The following is a 19,394-nucleotide window of genomic DNA, read 5'->3' as shown; positions in this document are numbered from 1 at the left end:
TTAAATGAATTATCTTTTATCCAAAAAGCCTTTTACAACTCTTTTTGTTGACTCGCCTACTTCTAAATAACAAAACTCACTATGGAATTTCTGATACTATCGTTAGTACTGTAATCAACTCTTTCGACATCATAAATAGATTTAATTACACATCATCTGTGGTCATCACTAACGGTCCAGTGGCCTCACTTTCAAAATCATAATAAAACCCTCTTACTTATCTCTCTATGTATTAATATCGGGAACAATAATGGGTTTCTTAAGTGACCCAAAATCAAAGAATACAGAAGAGTAATCAGTAATTAAGATATCTGAAATAAAATATAGTTCACGAATATCCTTATACATAGACAGGTCATATGCAAAGTCTTCTAAGCCCTCTAAATCGATAACATCAGCTACTAAATAATGCATTCGAAGTATAACAACATATTCATCGCCTAGATGTTCTTTTAATTTTTTAAAATTCAAATGAATATTGAACTTATAAGCGCCTTTTTTATGATATAGGTTATCACACCATGTAGGTGCGTATAAATAACTTTTTTGCTTATATCTATACCAAGCTTCTGCTTTATATTATTTTTCTCATTATGTGTTTTTGGCGAAAATAAATAATCATTACTCGGATAACCAGCCTTAAAATTTGTTTTTTAAATTTAAACGCTCGTTTAAAAATTTCAGTCGAGTAAGCATTAGCTAGTTTTTTTAACGGAGTGCCGCCACGTTTGCACATACAATGTGTTTTGGGGTTTTGGAATCCATAAAAGGCGGCCGACTGTTTGTAATCAAATATTTAGCTGTAGCCATGTAAACCTTTATATATATGCAGCATCAACGCCGTTTAATGTCGACAGATATCGTTTATCAATGCTTCATATCGGTCCTTATTTTCCTGCAGAGACTCGTAAATTGCTCGGGAATTGCAGCTAAACTGTTTTCCAGCTGGGCTTTGAAATAAAATTAATTTGTTGTTTCTCGGCAGAAGGGCAAAAATCTTAAAAAGAACTGAATAAGCCCTGACTAACAAACTTCTGCATTTATTTAAAATAAAAGATTTCATCATGAACACCTTAAAGAGTGAAAGATTTATATGTGCGCAAGCAAGAAAAAAAGAAGCAACTGAATTTACTTCAAGCCTCTTTTAGTTAGTGCTTCTATAAGCTAGCCATGTCTTTTTTGATTTGGGTAGTTGAAATGCCTTCTGTTCTTGGAAGATAAATGACCTCACAATATTCCTTTAAGAAGTCAAATTTCCCTTCCCAGTCATCGCCGATGACAAATGTATCTATATCGTACTTTTGAATATCTGAGATTTTTTGTTCCCAGTTTTTTTCGGGAATGACTTCATTAACAAAACCGATGTTTCTAAAATGAATGTTCGATATTCATAAGAATGATGCGATTTTTTTGTTTTTGAAGATTAAATTCATCTGTAGACAATCCTACAATTAAGTAATCACCCAGATTTTGTTTCTCTTTCCAGCAGCTTCATATGTCCGTAGTGAAATAAATCAAATGTTCCGTACGTTATCACTTTCTTCATGAGATAACATCACCTTCCAACTGAGAGTACCAGAAAAAAAACAAAAACTTTAACAGGTTGTTTATCATTTCGACATATTTTTTATGTACCATTAATAATGAACAATAATAGCATAAGTTCCTATAAAAGTTAAGACTCTTTAAAAATGTTAATCACCAGCATTTTTGGTATCACCGTTGTATTGTTGTATATTTTTTGCATGTTCAATATCTTATCTATACCCTTTATAACAAGTTTTCTTTTTCGGGAAAATCTATACTTTTGTCACGTTTTTAAGTGAAACGTTTTCTTTCTGCAACACCATTTATTTTGTACGCCCTTCTCATATTAATACATCGTCAAAACATGAAGGAATTGTAATGCGAATGTTAAAAGTTCCAAAAAGATTTTTGCGGTAAGATAGAGTAAAATGTTTTCAAGCTAAGAGACTTTAATCAAACTATACGAATGACACTTGTTTTTATAGACATATAGATGAAAGAGAAAGTGAAAAAAGCTTCTAACCTGGCTGACATTCACTATATCCGCCAAAAAGAACCTAAAGGTCTCGGACACGCTGTCTGGTGCGCGCGTAACTTTATCGGCGATGAGCCGTTCGCGGTTCTGCTTGGAGACGATATTGTTCAAGCAGAAACACCAGGGTTGCGCCAATTAATGGATGAATATGAAAAAACACTTTCTTCTATTATCGGTGTTCAGCAGGTGCCTGAAGAAGAAACACACCGCTACGGCATTATCGACCCGCTGACAAGTGAAGGCCGCCGTTATCAGGTGAAAAACTTCGTTGAGAAGCCGCCTAAAGGCACAGCACCCTCTAATCTTGCCATCTTAGGCCGCTACGTATTCACGCCTGAGATTTTCATGTACTTAGAGGAGCAGCAGGTTGGCGCCGGCGGTGAAATTCAGCTCACAGACGCCATTCAAAAACTGAATGAAATTCAAAGAGTATTTGCGTACGATTTTGAAGGCAAGCGTTATGATGTTGGTGAAAAGCTCGGCTTTATCACAACAACTCTAGAATTTGCGATGCAGGATAAAGAACTTCGCGAGCAGCTCGTTCCATTTATGGAAGGTTTACTAAACAAAGAAGAAATCTAAACAAAAAGGCTATTGGACATTCATCCAATAGCCTTTTTTTATTTCGGCATCAGTGTCAGTGTATGCTCTTCATTATCAACTGCAAAAACCTGATCAGCTGTGTTCACAAGAAAACGATTCTTGCTGCTGTCATACAATACATCGCTATCACTTAAGGATAGTGACGACGGGTTGATAGGAGAAATGTTATGAAAAATAAGCTCTGTTGCTTTATCATTCTCCAGCACATAGCTGATTTTTTCATAATCAAAATCTAACGTTTTTCTGCCGTCAGCCGTATCCCCTTCAGTATATCCATTCAATTTGGATTGAATGCTGGTTCTGCTGTCTCCCAGGAATTTCAGAAAGTATTCATAGGAAGATGCTGCGTTTTGCGAGACATAAGACGTAAATGCAGCGGCATGCAATTTAGCATGTTTCATATTAGTTGCAACGGCGCTCTTTTTCACAAAATAAGACTGTCCGTTAAACTTTATTTTCGCTGCTTGTTTGCCTTTTGCAGCTACCGTCACCTCTGTACCGAATGGCAGTGTAACGTCAGCCTTCTGTTTTAAACCTTGATCCTTATAAGCAGGGGCTTTTTCATTTGCTATAAACCCTTGCTTATTGACTGCGGTTAAGCGTTCTTCTGATTTGCCCTTTGCATTGCCATGCTGATTCTTCACTTCATTTTGCGGGATAGCGCCAAACGAAGCAATTGTACGAAGCGGGGCATTAAAAAACATCGTTCCCGCCATGAATACAGTCAGGATAGACAAAATAGCAATTTGAACCGCATTAGCCAATGATTTTGGCTTTTTCTTCTTTTGGCGGAAACGGGCAAACGCTTCAGGATCTTCTTTCTTCCGCTCTTCCGTTTGCTCTTTTTTATATGTCTCTTTTTCTTTTTTCGAGAGCTTATTAAACCAGTCAATAAACGCTTTATACTCTTTCACAACCGTTTTTGTTTCATCAAACATACGAAGCTCGCCGTAGTGCATCCAAGCGACGCGGTCACACATCTTTTCAATCTGACCGATCGAGTGGCTGACAAAGAATATGGTTTTTCCTTGCTTTTTAAACTCATTTATTCTGTCTACGCACTTCTGATAAAACGTTTGGTCCCCTACGGAGAGCGCTTCGTCAATAATTAAGATGTCAGGGTCAATATGCACGGAAATCGCGAAACCGAGACGCGACTTCATCCCGCTGGAATAGTTTTTAACCGGCTGATTAATAAAATCGCCAATCTCAGCAAATTCAACGATGCTGTCATACATATCATCAATTTCTTTATTGGTTAACCCCATCATCAAACACTTGAGCCGGACATTGTCCCGGCCTGTTAATTGGTTATTTAAACCGGCAGCAATCGCAATCAGCGACGGCTGGCCGTTCATTTCAATTTCACCGCTGGTCGGCGGAATAATTTTAGCCAGCAGGTTAGACATGGTCGATTTCCCTGATCCATTTATCCCTACAAAACCGATTGTCTCTCCCTCATACACGTCAAAGGAGACATTCCGCACAGCAAAAAAACCATTATCCTTAGCCGGAAAAAACAACCCTTTAATCTTGTCCGATTGTTTTTTATACAAATGATATTGCTTTGAAACATTTCGAAACGAAACTTTTAGTTTCATCGTACAATCTCCTTACGTATTAAAGAAAGTCAACAAACTTGTCTCTGAATTTCATATGCAGGATAGAACCCACTAACAATAAAAGGAATGTGACCAACCAAAAGTACAGCGTGTACTTCATGTCATGGAAAAACCACGCCCCGTCTAAGAAGCTGTTCCGGAATCCTTCAATAATATAGAATAGTGGATTCAACTTCAGAACAGGCACTAATTCGGGGTGGCTATGGCCGAGTTTCGCATTAACATCCCAAAAAATTGGCAACAAGAAAAACAAAAGTCTTGTTACGGCCTGCAGCAAAAATTGATAATCCCTAATCAGCACACTGATCGTTGAGTTAAACAAACTAAAAGAAAACATAAAAGCAATCATACAGATGAAGTAATAAATATATTGTAACCAATGCACACTCGGGAAAACACCATTAACTAGTAGTACAATGATATAAATTCCCATCATAATCATATAACTAAATAAGTTAGACGCAATGGCCACGGATGGTAGAGAACTAATCGGAAAGTTCATTTTAGCCACCATATTAATGCGCTTAAATACACTGTTTGAGCCATCAAGTATAGTTGGACTGATGAAAAACCATGGGATTAATCCCGCCAGCATCCAAATAATAAAAGGCACTTCGCCCGCTCCGGTTGCCACAGGACCGCCCTTTCTAATCCCCATACCAAAAACGAACCAGTACGCCAGCATTTGGATAAGCGGATTTAAGAACTGCCATAAGACACCTAAATAATTCATTTGATATTTAGACTTGGTTTCATAAGCCGCCAATCTTAAAATTAAAGGAAATGACGTTATTTGCTCTCTGAGTATTCGCAACAAATCATTCATTTTTTATCTTCCTTAGACTTAATTGTTTTTGGGAATCTTTCGTTTGAAAATTTGAAAGCACCGCTGACTATTGTAACAGATCCTGCATTTTTTTTCACTTCTCAACAAGTATCTAAAAAGCTGCCGAAATATCGACAGCTATACATTTTACAAAATAACGCAAATTATTCAGCTTTAAATACAGTATTAACTACCTTTTCTGATGAACGTCCTGACTCTAAATAGCAGAATTTCTCATAAAAGGGACCAAAAGAAACCGGGAGCTTATAATTAGGCGATGAGATTTGCTTAATAGCCTCAATCGTTTCTTCAGTAGTTTTTACCAATGGACCAGGAGCTTCTTTTTCAAAATCAAAGTAGAAACCTCGCAACTTATCCCGGTAGGTTTCGATATCAGGGACAAAGAAAAGCATTGGCCGTTTTAAATTTGCAAAATCAAAGAATACAGAAGAATAATCAGTAATCAGCAAATCAGAAACCATATACAATTCTCGAATATCCTCATAAGCAGAAAAATCATATGCAAATCCTTCAAAAGGACCTAAATCAAAATTCTCAGCTACCAGATAATGCATTCTTAAGATTACGATATATTCATTTCCAAGCTCTTGTCTAAGTTGATGCAAATCTAAATCCAGATCGAACTTATAACGCCCTTTTGCATAGAACTGATCATCTCTCCATGTAGGAGCATATAAAATGACCTTTTTATCACGAGGTATATTTAATCTACTCTTTATCAATGATATTGTTTCTTCATTATTATCATTATGAAGAAAATCATTTCTAGGGTATCCAGATTCAATCATTGTTTTGTTAAACTGGAATGCCCGTGTAAAGATCTCAGTTGAATAACCATTTGGCGAAATCAAATAATCCCAATTAGAAGCTTCCTTGATAAAATTCCTTTTATATTTTTTGGTGTTTGTACCAGGCATATGGACTTCTTCCATATCCATTGCCAATCTTTTTAAAGGTGTGCCATGCCATGTTTGTAAATATGTTGTATGACTAGGTTTCGGAATCCATAATGGAAGCCTGCTGTTAACAACCCAATACTCAGCTCTTGCCATAGCGAAGAGCCATTTTAATGAGAGGCGATTAATATAAGGAATTCCCTTTTCGTCAAATGGCGCTGAATATTGTTTGTTTACACTCCAATACATTTTATATTCAGGGTGGTTTTCCCGCATATATTCGTAAATCGCTCTCGGGTTACAACTGTATTGTTTCCCATTAAAACTTTCAAAAATAACTGTTTTCCTTTTAACTGGCATTCTGCTAGCCATCACGAATAGTGATTTGTATGTTTTAGTGATAATCTTGTTTCTCAATTTCGTGATTTTTTTTATTTTTGATACTAATCTCTTCTTCTTTCCTTTAACAAAGTATTTAATCCTTGTCTTAAGGCTGTAGTCGTTTACTCTGATACCTAGAGTCTGCTTTTTCTTTTTCTTAAAGACCTCGTAACGAACTGGTGCGTTGTTTGTTTTTATAACACTTACTAGTCCTTTTAATTTGTTTTTTCGATTTCCTAGAACAAGAGCAGTGCTGTTAAACTGAATATCCGTTCCTTCTTCGTCAATGCAAATATATTCCATAAAAAGACGATAAACATAACGTTTTTCATTTGAGAAAGGAATTTCTTTTAAAGGCACTTTCACTTCAAAATCATACAGTTCCGGGACAAAACCGTCTGCTCTCATGCTTTCAAGCCCATGTGTTTTTCTTTCTAGCTTGATTGGAAACTTTTCCTCAATCGGTGTTTCTCCACCCTTTTTTAAAATAAGGTTCAAGTTTTTTATCCGGTATTGATTTTCAGAACTCAGGTAGCCCGCATAACCTGTTATGCTTATTTCTTTAGAGCTAATCTCGATTTGATCAAATCTGATGATTTTGGCCTCTCTTTTCACCTTAATAGAAAAGTTGCCTTTATCAGTTGTATAAGGTAAAATCAAAAGTTCTGTGGTTTGATCGACATGAAAGGCGCGCTCAATTGATTTTACTTCAGTAGTAAGACGCTTCAAGAGTGGTTCCTGCTCCGCATCTTCATGTTTTTGTCGAAATTCAACATAAAAATCATATGTTTGTCCCATTTCAACAGGCATAGGCAATACATGAGCATTTACCTCAGCTTTATACTCTAATGAGCCAGTGTTTTGAAGTGGAAATTCAGATTCTGTTCCTGAACGTCTCTCTTTCAGCTTTAAAAATAACTGGTGATCTTCTAAAAACTGGTGTTCTGAATCAATTGAGATCAACAATTCAAGATTTCCTAAATTGTTTTTCAAGCTTTTCAAAATACATTTAATCACAGTGTTTTCAATCATTACTTTTTTCTGCTCCTCTGTATAAAAGCTCTTTCCTTTTTGCTTCCTTTTATTAGTATCAACTACTAAGGACATACCCAAAATATTAACTCTCTTTTATTTCTGTGACCCTCCAAGAGAAATTGCCTTTTACTGTTGTATAGGACTCTACTCTATAGCCATTCGTGTCTATACTGTTTCCTGACAACTCAGTTTCTTCACTCGAAAGTCTTCGCATTGTTTTAATATGGTTATTTGCATTGAAAAGAATATAAAAATCAATGACTTTGGTTTTATTAGCCGCTATCTTTTCGATATCCACATCTTTTTCCAGATCAATTGCAAACAGTTGATCATTTTGTAAGTTTGTTGAAATAATTTCGGCCTTATTCTTTCTGTCCAAGCCCACTAAACTTATTTTTTTAATATCATCATGATCAAAGTTCTCAATGTCAATTTCTATTTTAGTTTTATCAAAATCCTCAGTATAGGAACTAATAGAAGGATCTTTTTTTCCAACCTTTTTAGAGAACTTCTCTCTCTCTACACGCACTTCAATCATCTGATTAAGAGCGAAAGCCCAATTTTCAATATAGTTGGGTCTTGAATATTTTTCAGCCATATTAAAGGCTTGTTCTGAAAATTTCTGATGAGTACTTTCGTCTTTCATCAAAGAAATAATAGCTTGACCCAATTTCTCTATATTATACTGTTCAATGACATACCCATTTACTCCGTCAGTCACTAAACTCCTTGCTCCATAATCATAATCGTATGTTACAACTGGACACCCATTGCTCAGTGCCTCCATATTGGATAGACCGAATCCTTCAAAGTGAGAGGTTGAAATGGTTAGCCAAGCTTTTTGAAACTCTGCGTCAGGGTTATCTGTATAGCCTTTCAAAAAGACATTATTCTGCAGTTTAGTATCTTCAATCTCTTTTTTTACTTTTTCGAAATCTTCACCCGATCCAAATATATCTAGTTTTGCTTCAGGAATTTCTTTCACGACTAGACTAAATGCTTTTACTGCATGTACCAGATTCTTCATAGATGCAAGTCTTGAAATAATTACAGCTTTGTATTTTTCACTCGGCACATTCAATACAGCGGGATCAAGGGGCTTATCAATTGTATGCGGAGTAAAGAAAAACGTCTCTTGTTCCCCTGAGATCAATTTAAAATCTTCTAGCTGTTCCTCAGTTATAAAAAAGATAGCGTCTAAATTATACATCTGGCTAAATACTTCTTTATAGCGGCCTTTAATTTGATATTTATTGTTGCCGTAATGCTTGTTATGAATAATTGCTCCATAATAGGAAGAAGGTGATTTTTTCACTTTAAACACATGTTTGTCTTGCGGTCTGCTGTCCACTAAAAACAACTTAGGTTTATCATTTTCTTTTTGCAGATATTCTATCCAATATTGACGCAGTTCCGATTCATCTTTTACTTTTATCTCACCTTCAAGGGAGTACCATATAATATGAGATAATTGAACATCTTTTTCTTCATTGTTCCATACATAGAGTTTGTCTAAATATACTTGATTTTTGTCATTAATATATTCCTGCAGATACATCTTGTTTAGCTGCACATCATAATGAGTAACGAGAACTAAGTTTCCGTTCTTGGTATATTCCTCTCTCTTTATAAGCTGGTTTTTATCGTTCCAATAGTCGACATAACGGATAGTCTCTCCATCTCCATAATAGGATGCAGAAATTTCATTACTATTCTTACCAAGTAATCTTGACATGGCTTTCGCAAACTTCCCCATGCCTACTTGCTTTTTCACCTGGTCAAGGCCTATCCTTTCGTCATATGATCTTTTCTCATTTGTTCTTTCACTTAAAAAATCATCAAACAGATTAATAACTTTTGTGAATTTTTTATCAATCTTACCGTTGCTGTACAATTCATCAATCTTTGAAGACAACTCTAAATCAAAACGAAACGTTAAGAAAAAGGTGTTTTGGTTACACTCTTCTCCGAATAATTTAGAACGCAATAATAATGATTTCGTCAGACCGCCATAATTACTTGGCAGTCCGCCAGAGATAAAATAATAATCCATGTCAGGAATTTTTTTTATATTAGATTCACTCACCGCATGTAATGACAATTTATTACTCCCTTTCGGCATCTAGAATAAATGATCATTGAAATTTATATCTACCCGGACACTTTAGCCACAAAAACCAATGCAAGCATCAAAAAGTACTTCTTATTTCAATAAGAAGTACTTTAATTAGATATTGAACCAATGATATCAGGATCCTAAATTATAAACCAGCAATTTCCTCTTTGATCTTTGTTGTAGAGATGCCTTCAGTTCTTGGGAGGTAAACAACCTCACACTGATCCTTGAGAAAGTCAAATTTACCTTCCCAGTCATCCCCCATAACAAAAACATCAATATTATGATCAATAATATCTTGCTTTTTTTGTTCCCAGTTTTTCTCAGGGATTACTTCATCCACATATCGAATGGTTTCTAAAATTAATTTACGGTGCTCATAGCTGTGATAAGCTTTTTTTTGCTTTTGTAAATTGAATTCATCCGTTGAAATAGCAACAACTAAATAATCACCAAGCTGCTTTGCACGCTCAAGCAATTTAATGTGACCCCAATGCAATAAATCAAAAGTTCCATATGTGATAACTTTTTTCATTTAAAGAAACTCTCCTTCCTAATGTTAAACACTATTAAAAACACTACTGACGTTAGCGATTAAATTCTAAAAAACCTGTTTGTGTTCCTTATATCGACATATTTCTCGTATGTCTTCACTGATCATTAATTATAGCATACCGCCTAAAAAAGGTTAAGTACTCACAAGGAGAAAAACATTCCAAAATATGTAATTACATTCAGACCCCATTAGCACCAAGGACTGTTGTTCATTCGTTCATTCAATTGTAAAATTGGAAACATATTTAAATTTAATGTAAAGATAATGTTAATCCTTTGTTGAAGATTTGTGTTAAAATATAAGATAGCTTGATTTTGCTTTCAGAAACTCTCGGTTTTTAACTATATAAATAGAATCTTAAAGGAAGGAGGAGCCAGACATGCAAACAGAGACTATTCACAATATTCCTTATGTTAACAGTAACTTAACATCATTTATCAATTACTTAGAGAAACATTATATTGATCAAAAGATCGGTGCTGTCATTTCCACAGTCAACCCTGAAATTGCATTTGCAGCTATTAAAGATCGGGACTACTTTGATGTACTATCTTCTTCAAACTTCATCTTGCCTGATGGGATCGGTGTAGTCATGATGTCACGTTTGACTAACAACAGGCTTCAGTCCCGAATTGCAGGTTACGATGTTTTTAAAGAGCTTCTTGGCATTGCTGACAAAAAGAAAAAACGTATATTTCTGTACGGTGCGAAGAAAGATGTTATCAAAGGTGTTGTATCCAAAATTTCTTCCGAATACCCTGACATTAAAATCGCAGGTTATTCAGACGGTTATGTTCAAGATCGCACCCTAGTGGCAAAGCAAATCGCCAAAGCAAATCCTGACATGGTATTCGTAGCTTTAGGGTATCCTCATCAAGAGAAATTCATTCATAACTACAGACATTTGTTCCCTAAAGCCGTATCTATCGGTCTTGGAGGAAGCTTTGATGTATTTAGCGGTAATGTCAAACGCGCTCCTTCCTGGATGATACGTTTAAATTTAGAATGGTTCTACCGTTTAATCTTGAATCCATGGCGATGGAAAAGAATGCTAAGCATCCCTAAGTATGCTTTAACAGTTTTAAAAGAAGAAAAAAACAAAAAAACTTTCTATCCAAAGCCTGAAAAAGATCATACAAAACAGATATAAAACGAAAACTTTTTTATAAATGGATTGATAAAAATGAAAATAAGATCATTACTGGCGAATTGCTACTTGTATTTTTTATCGGCAATCGCCTTTTTTCTGCAATGGGTGAAACCCGAAGGCAAAGTGACCCTCCTGATCTCATTCCAAGCAAACGCAAAAGCGATTCTGGAGGAATATGAACAAGGGCAATACTCATATAAACTTAACATCCTGTATACCCAACAGGCCTCGTCTATTGCCGAGAGCTTCCCTAATGTAGATGCGTATTTATTACAAGAAAAAAACCCTTTCCATCTCATTAAAGCTGTATACCTAATGTTTAACAGTAAAGTAGTTATAACAGATAATTACTTTCTATTAACAAGTGTGTTAAATAAGCGGAAGCAAACAAAATGCATTCAGGTATGGCACGCAAATGGCTCACTCAAAAAATTTGGTTTGGAAGACATTACAAATCTGCAACGGACAAAAGCTGATATTAAAAGATTCAAAAAAGTATATAATTCGTATGATTATTTAACTGTTGGATCTGAAGAAATGGCAGATATCTTTAAGAAATCTTTCGGTGTAAAAGATCATCAAATTTTAAAAATAGGTATGCCTTTAACAGATCCTTATTACAAAAAAAACAAGAAGAATAATTCGGCTACTCTAAACAAACAAAGAAAGAAGATAATCCTATATGCACCGACGTTTAGGGACTATGATATGCAATCAATTCAATTGCCCTTTACAGAAAAACAATTAATTCATCAGCTAAAAGAAGAATATGTTTTATTTGTTAAGTTGCATCCCGCCATTCAAAACAATATAACTATTAAATATTCTAGTGATTATATTAAAGATGTTTCTAATTATGCCTTGTTTGATCTGCTCGTGGCTGCAGACATATTAATTACTGACTATTCTTCCATTCCATTTGAATTTTCGATTTTAAATAAACCCATTCTTTTTTATACTTATGATTTAAAACTTTATCAAGAGAAGCGGGGATTGGTTGATCATTATCTTTCCATAATACCTGGAAAGGCCTGCTGTGACAGGGAAACATTAATAAATGAAATACAAACACCATTTAATTATTCCAAAATAAAAAATTTTTCCGATAGATGGAATAAGTATTCTAAAGGAAACTCAAGTGGAAACTTATTGCTGTTCGTCGAAAATTTAATGAGCTAAATCCTGACACTTGTTCAATACAGAACGAGTGTTCTTTTTTCTCTTGACTGGCGAACGTATGTTTGGTTTAATGTATTTAGTTGCTTATGGCAGCAAATAATTATAGAGGTGGTAAATTCATGAGAAAAAAAGAACTGTTTGATTTCACCAACATCACACCAAAATTATTTACTGAACTTCGTGTAGCAGACAAAACCGTACTTCAATCATTCAATTTTGATGAGAAAAACCACCAAATTTATACAACCCAAGTCGCAAGCGGATTAGGAAAAGACAATACCCAAAGCTATCGCATAACTCGTCTATCTCTTGAAGGATTACAATTAGACAGCATGCTATTGAAACATGGAGGTCATGGTACAAATATAGGAATTGAAAACCGTAATGACACCATTTATATTTGGTCACTATACGATAAACCAAACGAAACAGATAAAAGTGAATTAGTTTGTTTTCCATATAAAGCAGGCGCGACTTTAGATGAAAATTCTAAAGAACTTCAGCGATTCTCGAATATGCCTTTCGATCATAGGGTTACACCTGCTCTTGATATGAAGAATAGACAGTTGGCAATTAGACAATACGATACAAAAAATAATAAGAATAAACAGTGGGTGACAATCTTTAATCTGGACGATGCAATAGCAAATAAAAACAATCCTCTTTATACTATTAACATTCCTGACGAACTTCATTATTTACAAGGTTTCTTTTTAGATGACGGTTATTTATATTGGTATACAGGAGATACAAACAGCAAAAGCTATCCGAATCTCATAACTGTATTTGATTCCGATAATAAAATAGTGCTGCAAAAAGAAATTACTGTTGGCAAAGACTTGTCCACTAGATATGAGAATAACTTCCGTGAACCGGAAGGGATCTGTATGTACACCAATCCTGAAACCGGGGCAAAATCATTAATGGTAGGAATTACAAGTGGAAAAGAAGGAAATCGTATAAGCAGAATTTATGCGTATCATTCTTATGAAAACTTTATGAATCATGTGCCTATGCTTCGGTCCCCTTTATTAAAAACGGTGGGGCATCAAGATACACCTCCTGAAAGATTTCAACCATTTATTCAAACCTTCATTTTAGAATATAATGCTCAAAACAAAAAATGGATGGTTCCGACTTCAGGTTATTTACCATCTTACACATCAAATTTAGTCCGAAATATTACTATCAATGCAGATGGAAACTTGCAAGTCACATTAAATGAACGCTATATTAGTTTACTGCATCAATCGATAGAAGGAGATTTCCGATTAAAACAAAAGGATATCCGAATGGGGTCCTGGTATTTTGCCGGCGGAGAAAAATCAAATGTACTTGAAATAGGTTTTATGAAAGGGAGTACAAAAATTAGACCTGATGATGCAGTCATCTCAAATGCTTCAAGAATGAGTACTTTTATGATTGTTGCGGACAAGATTGAGGTGTGATGAACAAATAGGCTGTAGCTATTAAATAGCTACAGCCTGTTTGCAACTTTCTTAGTTTTTATTGATATTCCGGAACATCAAAGTAAAGTGTGTAACCGTCCAGCAATGAGTACAGGCTGTACATGCGGTTTACTTGTTTGTACGCCCAGCCGATGTCTGTTGCGTATTGGTGTGTCGCTGTAGCTGACCATCTCATTTTGTACAGTGTGTCCTGATTGTATGCTGTGTTGTGAATATACGATGAGCCTATGAATTTGGCTCCGCCGATAATGGCCGCTTCTGGTGTGAACCAGCCTTGCTCGTACGCGTATTTAGCGCCGTAGTAATTCGGGTTGCTGTCGTAGGCGCCAATTCCGTACATGTTATATACGGTTTTTCCGTTATAGGTTAAGCCATTGGCTAAATCAGATGTTCCATTGCCTGTTTCAAGGAGAGCGTGCGAGATTAAGTACAGCTCGTTGATGCCGTATTTATTGGCGGCATCGATAAATGCTTTTGCTTTCCCTGTCAGGATGCCTTTACCCGCAAGCACTTTCTGATTGACTTCAGTAGCGTTTAGTCCGGCCGTCTGTGACAGCTTGAGAAATTGGAAGTAGTACTTGCTGTCTCTAGAAAAGTTATTCGGGTCCACGTATTGAACCACTTCATCACTGCTTGCGTTTCGCCAGCCTAAATTAATTTTGGCCCAGCCGTTTGCCTGGCCGATGATTTTTACCTTATCGCCTTTTTTAAATTGCCCGATCACGTTCGTCGGGCTGACTCCCGGCGTTGACCGGATATTTAGTGCATCAGCCGTAACGGTTGATGTTGCTGTATTAATGTACGTGAGCGATACGTAAGCCGCCCCGTCTGTTTGCGGACTTACTGTCATTTGTTTTTGGACCATATCACGAAGCGAGAGATTGTAATTTGTTTTCATGATTTGCGGGCCGTTTTTGACTTTCACGATAGATGATGCCCATCCGTATAATTGTTTTAGCTTCGATGATGCCGCAGCAGCTGTATCATTGCCTGTGAACTGTTCGTTTACGCTGATTTTATAAAGCGTATTGCTTTTCGTTGTGTAGCTCGGAGTTAAACTTTGCGATTTAAGATAGGTTAACCCATTGTTCAATGCAGTTTTGCTGCTGAGCTGGGCTGTCACGATTTTGTATTGTGTATATCCCGTTTCACTTGTTTTTGCCGTAGTGCCGGCGATATTGTTTTGTTTAAAAAATGCTAAAACGCGGTCAATGTCTTCTTGGCTGATGATGGCTTCAGTTGTGATTCGATAGCTGCTTGCTGCCGACTGGCCGGTTTTCTGGCTTGCTGCTGATATATGATTCGACTTGAAAAACGTGAGTGCCTGATTGACTTTCGTTTGATCAAGCAGAGATTCAGTTGTGATCTTGAATGTGTCAGCTATTTGTTTTTTGACTGATTTCGCAGAAGCACTCAGCTGATTTTTCTTTAATAAGTTCAATCCCTTTGTGACTTTTGATTGGTCTGATGTTTCTTCTGAGATGAGCTGATATTGATTTTCTGCTGTAGTTCCAGCTGTTGTTTTTGTGGCTTTTACTTTTTTCTGAGCAAAGAAGGCTGCTGCTTTGTTTGCTTGCTGCTCGCCTAACATCTTTGCTGTCGTGATTTGGTAAGCCGCAGACGTTGTTGTTTTTTTGACGCTGGATGACGTATAATGCCATTTTTTCTTTTTAAAGAAAGTATTTACTTTTTGGAGCTGCTGTTTTGTTATCCCCTTCATATTCACGGTATATGATGTGCTTTTTCCAACCTGTTGGTAACTGCCGGATACGCCGGTGTTTTTCTTGATCTGGCTGATGGCGTCCTTTACTGTATTCAGGCCTTTGAAATAAGCTGATTGGACATTGTATGACTCAACGGTTGTTTTTTGATTGATTGACTTGTAGCTGCCTGTGATGCCAGTGCTCTGTTTCAGCTGCTGCAATAGAGTTTTGGCATTCGCTTCACCTGAAATGGCGGCAGTTGTAAACGTATAATAGGCTTGTCCTTTCACCGTTTCCTTTAATGATGCCTGCAGCCCCGATTCCTTTTGAAAGGCGTTTTTGATCTGCGCTGCTCTGCTGTCTCCGACGATTGTGCCTGACTGGATGGTTGTGACAGACACCGAGTGTATGATGGGCTGATACGAGCTTTTAATCCCCGTTTGCTTAGCCAGGCTCTGGATAAGCGCCTTGACTTTTGTCTCATCAGCAATGTCCGATGTCATGACATTCATATAGGGCTGAGGTGCTCCGTACGCTTTTACAGCGCCAGCTACTCCCGTCTCCTGCTTCAGCTTTGCCAGGATTGTGTTGGCCTGTTTTTCTCCGGAAATGGCACCTGACGAGATGGTGACATATGGCTGTTTGCTTCCGACAGGACTTGACGTTCCGGTAATCGATGTCTGTTTGGTGAGTCCGCTCAGTATTGCTTTCGCTTCTGAGTCGCTATGAATGCCTGAGGCGGAAATTTGGTAGGTCGTTGTTGTGCCTGAAGCCTGATAGGATGCATCCCAGCCAGTATCTTTTTCCAGTTTGGCGACAGCTTGTGAGGCTTGGCTTTCTGTACTGAACGTATTCGACGGCTCTACCTTATATATGGAGTAGTCGGTATACGCGGCGGCCTGGGCGGAACCAGACATGGCAAAAAAGGCAAGGGACGCGGCGGATAGAAGCATAGGTGCGATTAATCTCTTTTTCATTCCTTCTCCTCTTTCTTCTTCTATGAGTATATAAAACTAGTTTATTTATCGGCACGCGCATGCTTCATTTATAGGTGAATCACTTCCATTTTCTAATAAAAAAAACTTAATCTCGAAGTGAGATTAAGTTTAAATATGAGATACGATAAGTGTACAAGTTCCTTTCATCGTAAAATCGGGCATTTGAGCCGGCAAAATAAAGTGATCGCCTTTTTTGAGCGGACAAGTTTCGCCCTCATACATCAGCAAACCGCTTCCTTCTGTCACGCTGCAAATCAGAAAGGATTCATCCTGAGCCATTTCAGCTTCGCCATTGATGTCCCATTTATATACCGAAAAATATTCCCCTTGAACAAACGTTTTAATGGTTATTCCTTTTCTTGATTCGGTCGATTCATCTATATACCCATCCACATGGGGAACTGTGGCGGCATTGACCGCTTTGGCAAAATGAAGCTCTCTCGGATTCCCGTTGCTATCAAGACGGTCATAATCGTACACCCGGTATGTGGCATCTGAATTTTGCTGAGTCTCTAAAACTAGTGCTCCCTTGCACAATGCGTGCAGCGTTCCGCTTGGCACATAATAGAAATCACCCGGTTTAATTTTGATCCTTCGCAGCAGGCCCTCCCAGTCACCGCTGTTGATCATTGTGACAAGTTCGGTTTTTGAACGGGCCGTATGACCGTAAATGATTTCCGCGTTTTCCTTACAGTCGATAATGTACCAGCATTCCGTCTTGCCGAGTTCTCCCTCTTCGTATTCTCCGGCATAGTAATCATCAGGGTGAACTTTAATTGACGTATCTTCCTTCACATCCAGCAGCTTTGTCAGAAGCGGAAACCGGTCCCCCTCTACGCCGCCGAATAGTTCACGGTGCTCTTCCCAAAGCTCGATCAATGTCTTTCCTTTATACGGGCCATTCGCAACAGTACTCGGTCCTTTTGGATGAGCGGAAATGGCCCAGCATTCCCCCGTTGATTCTGAAGGAATACCGTATCCAAATCTATCTCGTAAAGCGGTTCCGCCCCAGATTTTTTCTTTACACACAGGCGTTAGAAAAATTGGTGATTGCGTCATGATCCGTACCCCTCCCCTGTAAATAACTGATCATCATTTTCCCGGTGCGCCCCTCTTACAAACGCCCGTATAAGCTGCTTTTTTCAGATGACAACATATGTACAAAGCATCATCTTTTCAAGACCCCTTCAAAGAAAACGCTTCCTTTCTATTATATCACGTTGAAAAGAAGCTTTGTTTCAGCCTTTTCCTCGAGAAGAATAATTCTCCTTTTTTGATACAAATTAATAAAAACCGTCAATCTGTTTATGAAGGAGAGAAACTATGCAAATCGACTCTGATCTCCAGAACAATTTAGACACACTGAAAAAAACATTGGGACAAAACGACGATATGATGTTTTATACATTTGCTTTCGGAGATAGCAGACGGAAGGCGTGTTTACTGTATATTGACGGTCTGACAGAGAATAAAATGCTGGCGCAATATGTCATTTCTCCTTTACAAAAAGAGGCTTTAGCCCATAAGGAATGCTCGATTGAAGACTTATCTGCCTTTTTTTTCGGCTTTCATCATAGCGTTGTTTCAACAATGAAAGAAATAGAGCAGCTCGTTTTTACAGGGCAAGCCATTTTGCTAGCTGATGGCTATCGCGGAGGATTAGCTTTTGACACAAAGTCAGTTAAAACACGCAGTCTTGAAGAACCCTCCTCCGAAGTTGTGGAACGCGGTCCTAAAGTAGGGTTTATTGAAAACCTGCGGACAAACACGGCGCTTTTGCGGGAAAGGACGAGTGACCCTAACCTTATCATCAAGGAAATGACTCTCGGAAAAAGGACGAAAAAGAAAGTCGCTGTCGCTTATATTCAGGATATCGCCCCAGATTATGTCGTCAAGGAAGTGTTTAAAAGGCTGAAATCAGTCAATATAGATGATTTGCCAGAATCGGGGACGCTTGAACAGCTGATTGAAGATGAACCATTTTCAATTTTCCCTACGATTTTAAGCACAGAACGGCCAGATCGTGTAGAGGCTGCACTGTTAGAAGGACGAGTGTCCATATTAGTGGATGGTACGCCGTTTGCTTTGATTGTGCCGGCTACGGTTGACGAATTTATTCATTCTCCCGATGATTACAGTCAGCGCTGGCTTCCAATGTCAGTTGTACGCCTTCTTCGTTATTCCAGCGTTCTGATCACCATTTATTTGCCGGGTCTGTATATTTCTCTCGTTTCTTTTCACACCGGGCTATTGCCGACTAGAATGGCCATTTCCATTGCAGGCAGCAGGCTTAACGTACCGTTCCCGCCTTTTGTAGAGGCCTTTATCATGATCTTTACGATCGAATTGATTCGAGAAGCCGGATTAAGGCTTCCTAAACCGATTGGACAGACGATTGGCCTTATCGGCGGCGTTGTCATTGGGCAGGCAGCTGTTCAGGCGCAAATCGTCAGTGCCCTTATGGTCATTGTCGTTTCTGTCACTGCACTGGCATCCTTTACTGTTCCTTCATACGCTTATAACTTTCCGCTGCGGCTGATACGCATAGCTGCAATGATCAGCGCAGCAGTACTTGGCATGTATGGCGTCATTATGGTCTTTCTGTTTGTAATCGGTCACTTAATGCGCCTGAAAAGCTTTGGCGAGGATTACATTATCCCGATCATGGCGCAGCCTGGACAGGATTTGAAAGACACGGTCATCCGTATTCCCACGATGTTTTTAAAAAGAAGACCGACACGAAACGATCCCGAAGATAACATCAGACAAAGGTGATG

At 37.8% G+C, this 19,394-nt stretch carries 11 protein-coding genes and 3 pseudogenes; 5 read left to right on the top strand and 9 right to left on the bottom strand.

The features are described from left to right. Nucleotides 1–9 precede the first annotated feature (9 nt). Together QA442_RS22175 and tagD (QA442_RS03555) are read right to left on the bottom strand one after the other, a co-directional pair. Nucleotides 10–1,063 (bottom strand): annotated as a pseudogene (locus QA442_RS22175) (CDP-glycerol glycerophosphotransferase family protein). Nucleotides 1,064–1,157: 94 nt separating this feature from the next. Beyond that, a pseudogene (gene tagD, locus QA442_RS03555) lies at nucleotides 1,158–1,546 on the bottom strand (glycerol-3-phosphate cytidylyltransferase). A gap of 480 nt (nucleotides 1,547–2,026) precedes the next feature. On the opposite strand from tagD (QA442_RS03555), the pseudogene QA442_RS03550 reads away from it, so the two are divergent. Then, a pseudogene (locus tag QA442_RS03550) lies at nucleotides 2,027–2,644 on the top strand (UTP--glucose-1-phosphate uridylyltransferase); the annotation flags it as partial. Between the two features lie 38 nt (nucleotides 2,645–2,682). Here the strand turns inward: QA442_RS03550 and tagH are convergent. The 5 genes from tagH to tagD (QA442_RS03525) all read right to left on the bottom strand — a co-directional run bounded on the left by tagH (nucleotide 2,683) and on the right by tagD (QA442_RS03525) (nucleotide 10,097). After that, entirely contained in the window at nucleotides 2,683–4,266 is a 1,584-nt protein-coding gene (tagH, locus tag QA442_RS03545; RefSeq protein WP_095431998.1) for a teichoic acids export ABC transporter ATP-binding subunit TagH, read from the bottom strand. Between the two features lie 19 nt (nucleotides 4,267–4,285). Then, on the bottom strand, nucleotides 4,286–5,113 hold the full coding sequence (gene tagG / locus QA442_RS03540; protein ID WP_040081639.1) for a teichoic acids export ABC transporter permease subunit TagG: 828 nt from the start codon (nucleotides 5,111–5,113) through the stop codon (nucleotides 4,286–4,288). A 164-nt stretch (nucleotides 5,114–5,277) separates the two neighbouring features. After that, the gene (gene tagF / locus QA442_RS03535; protein ID WP_095431999.1) at nucleotides 5,278–7,518 is read right to left on the bottom strand and encodes a teichoic acid poly(glycerol phosphate) polymerase; all 2,241 of its coding nucleotides are present in this window, start codon (nucleotides 7,516–7,518) and stop codon (nucleotides 5,278–5,280) included. Nucleotides 7,519–7,528: 10 nt separating this feature from the next. Then, the gene (tagE, locus tag QA442_RS03530) at nucleotides 7,529–9,547 is read right to left on the bottom strand and encodes a poly(glycerol-phosphate) alpha-glucosyltransferase (RefSeq protein WP_095432000.1); all 2,019 of its coding nucleotides are present in this window, start codon (nucleotides 9,545–9,547) and stop codon (nucleotides 7,529–7,531) included. A 160-nt stretch (nucleotides 9,548–9,707) separates the two neighbouring features. Further along, a complete protein-coding gene (gene tagD / locus QA442_RS03525) occupies nucleotides 9,708–10,097 on the bottom strand; it encodes a glycerol-3-phosphate cytidylyltransferase (RefSeq protein WP_003227921.1) in 390 nt (129 codons plus the stop codon). Nucleotides 10,098–10,497: 400 nt separating this feature from the next. Here tagD (QA442_RS03525) and tagA point away from each other — a divergent pair, with 400 nt between their 5' ends. From tagA to QA442_RS03510, 3 genes are all read left to right on the top strand, one after another. Then, the gene (gene tagA, locus QA442_RS03520; protein WP_095432001.1) at nucleotides 10,498–11,268 is read left to right on the top strand and encodes an N-acetylglucosaminyldiphosphoundecaprenol N-acetyl-beta-D- mannosaminyltransferase; all 771 of its coding nucleotides are present in this window, start codon (nucleotides 10,498–10,500) and stop codon (nucleotides 11,266–11,268) included. A 33-nt stretch (nucleotides 11,269–11,301) separates the two neighbouring features. Then, on the top strand, nucleotides 11,302–12,447 hold the full coding sequence (locus tag QA442_RS03515) for a CDP-glycerol glycerophosphotransferase family protein (RefSeq protein WP_095432002.1): 1,146 nt from the start codon (nucleotides 11,302–11,304) through the stop codon (nucleotides 12,445–12,447). A 119-nt stretch (nucleotides 12,448–12,566) separates the two neighbouring features. Then, nucleotides 12,567–13,895 carry a phage baseplate protein gene (locus tag QA442_RS03510; RefSeq protein WP_095432003.1) on the top strand — a complete coding sequence of 443 codons (1,329 nt, stop codon included), beginning with the start codon at nucleotides 12,567–12,569 and terminating at the stop codon, nucleotides 13,893–13,895. A 58-nt stretch (nucleotides 13,896–13,953) separates the two neighbouring features. Here QA442_RS03510 and lytD read toward each other — a convergent pair whose 3' ends face one another. Together lytD and manA are read right to left on the bottom strand one after the other, a co-directional pair. Beyond that, nucleotides 13,954–16,596 (bottom strand): beta-N-acetylglucosaminidase LytD, encoded by a 2,643-nt coding sequence (lytD, locus tag QA442_RS03505; protein WP_095432004.1) that lies wholly within the window; start codon nucleotides 16,594–16,596, stop codon nucleotides 13,954–13,956. 129 nt (nucleotides 16,597–16,725) lie between these two features. After that, nucleotides 16,726–17,676 carry a mannose-6-phosphate isomerase, class I gene (manA, locus tag QA442_RS03500; protein WP_040081630.1) on the bottom strand — a complete coding sequence of 317 codons (951 nt, stop codon included), beginning with the start codon at nucleotides 17,674–17,676 and terminating at the stop codon, nucleotides 16,726–16,728. Between the two features lie 264 nt (nucleotides 17,677–17,940). Between manA and gerBA the strand changes: the two genes are divergently transcribed. Beyond that, nucleotides 17,941–19,392 carry a spore germination protein GerBA gene (gene gerBA, locus QA442_RS03495; protein WP_095432005.1) on the top strand — a complete coding sequence of 484 codons (1,452 nt, stop codon included), beginning with the start codon at nucleotides 17,941–17,943 and terminating at the stop codon, nucleotides 19,390–19,392. The last annotated feature ends 2 nt before the right edge of the window (nucleotides 19,393–19,394 follow it).

This window comes from Bacillus stercoris (assembly GCF_029772985.1).
GTDB lineage: Bacteria > Bacillota > Bacilli > Bacillales > Bacillaceae > Bacillus > Bacillus stercoris.
The sequence above is the reverse complement of the archived record's forward strand: the minus strand, read 5'-3'. Positions and strand labels throughout refer to the sequence as shown.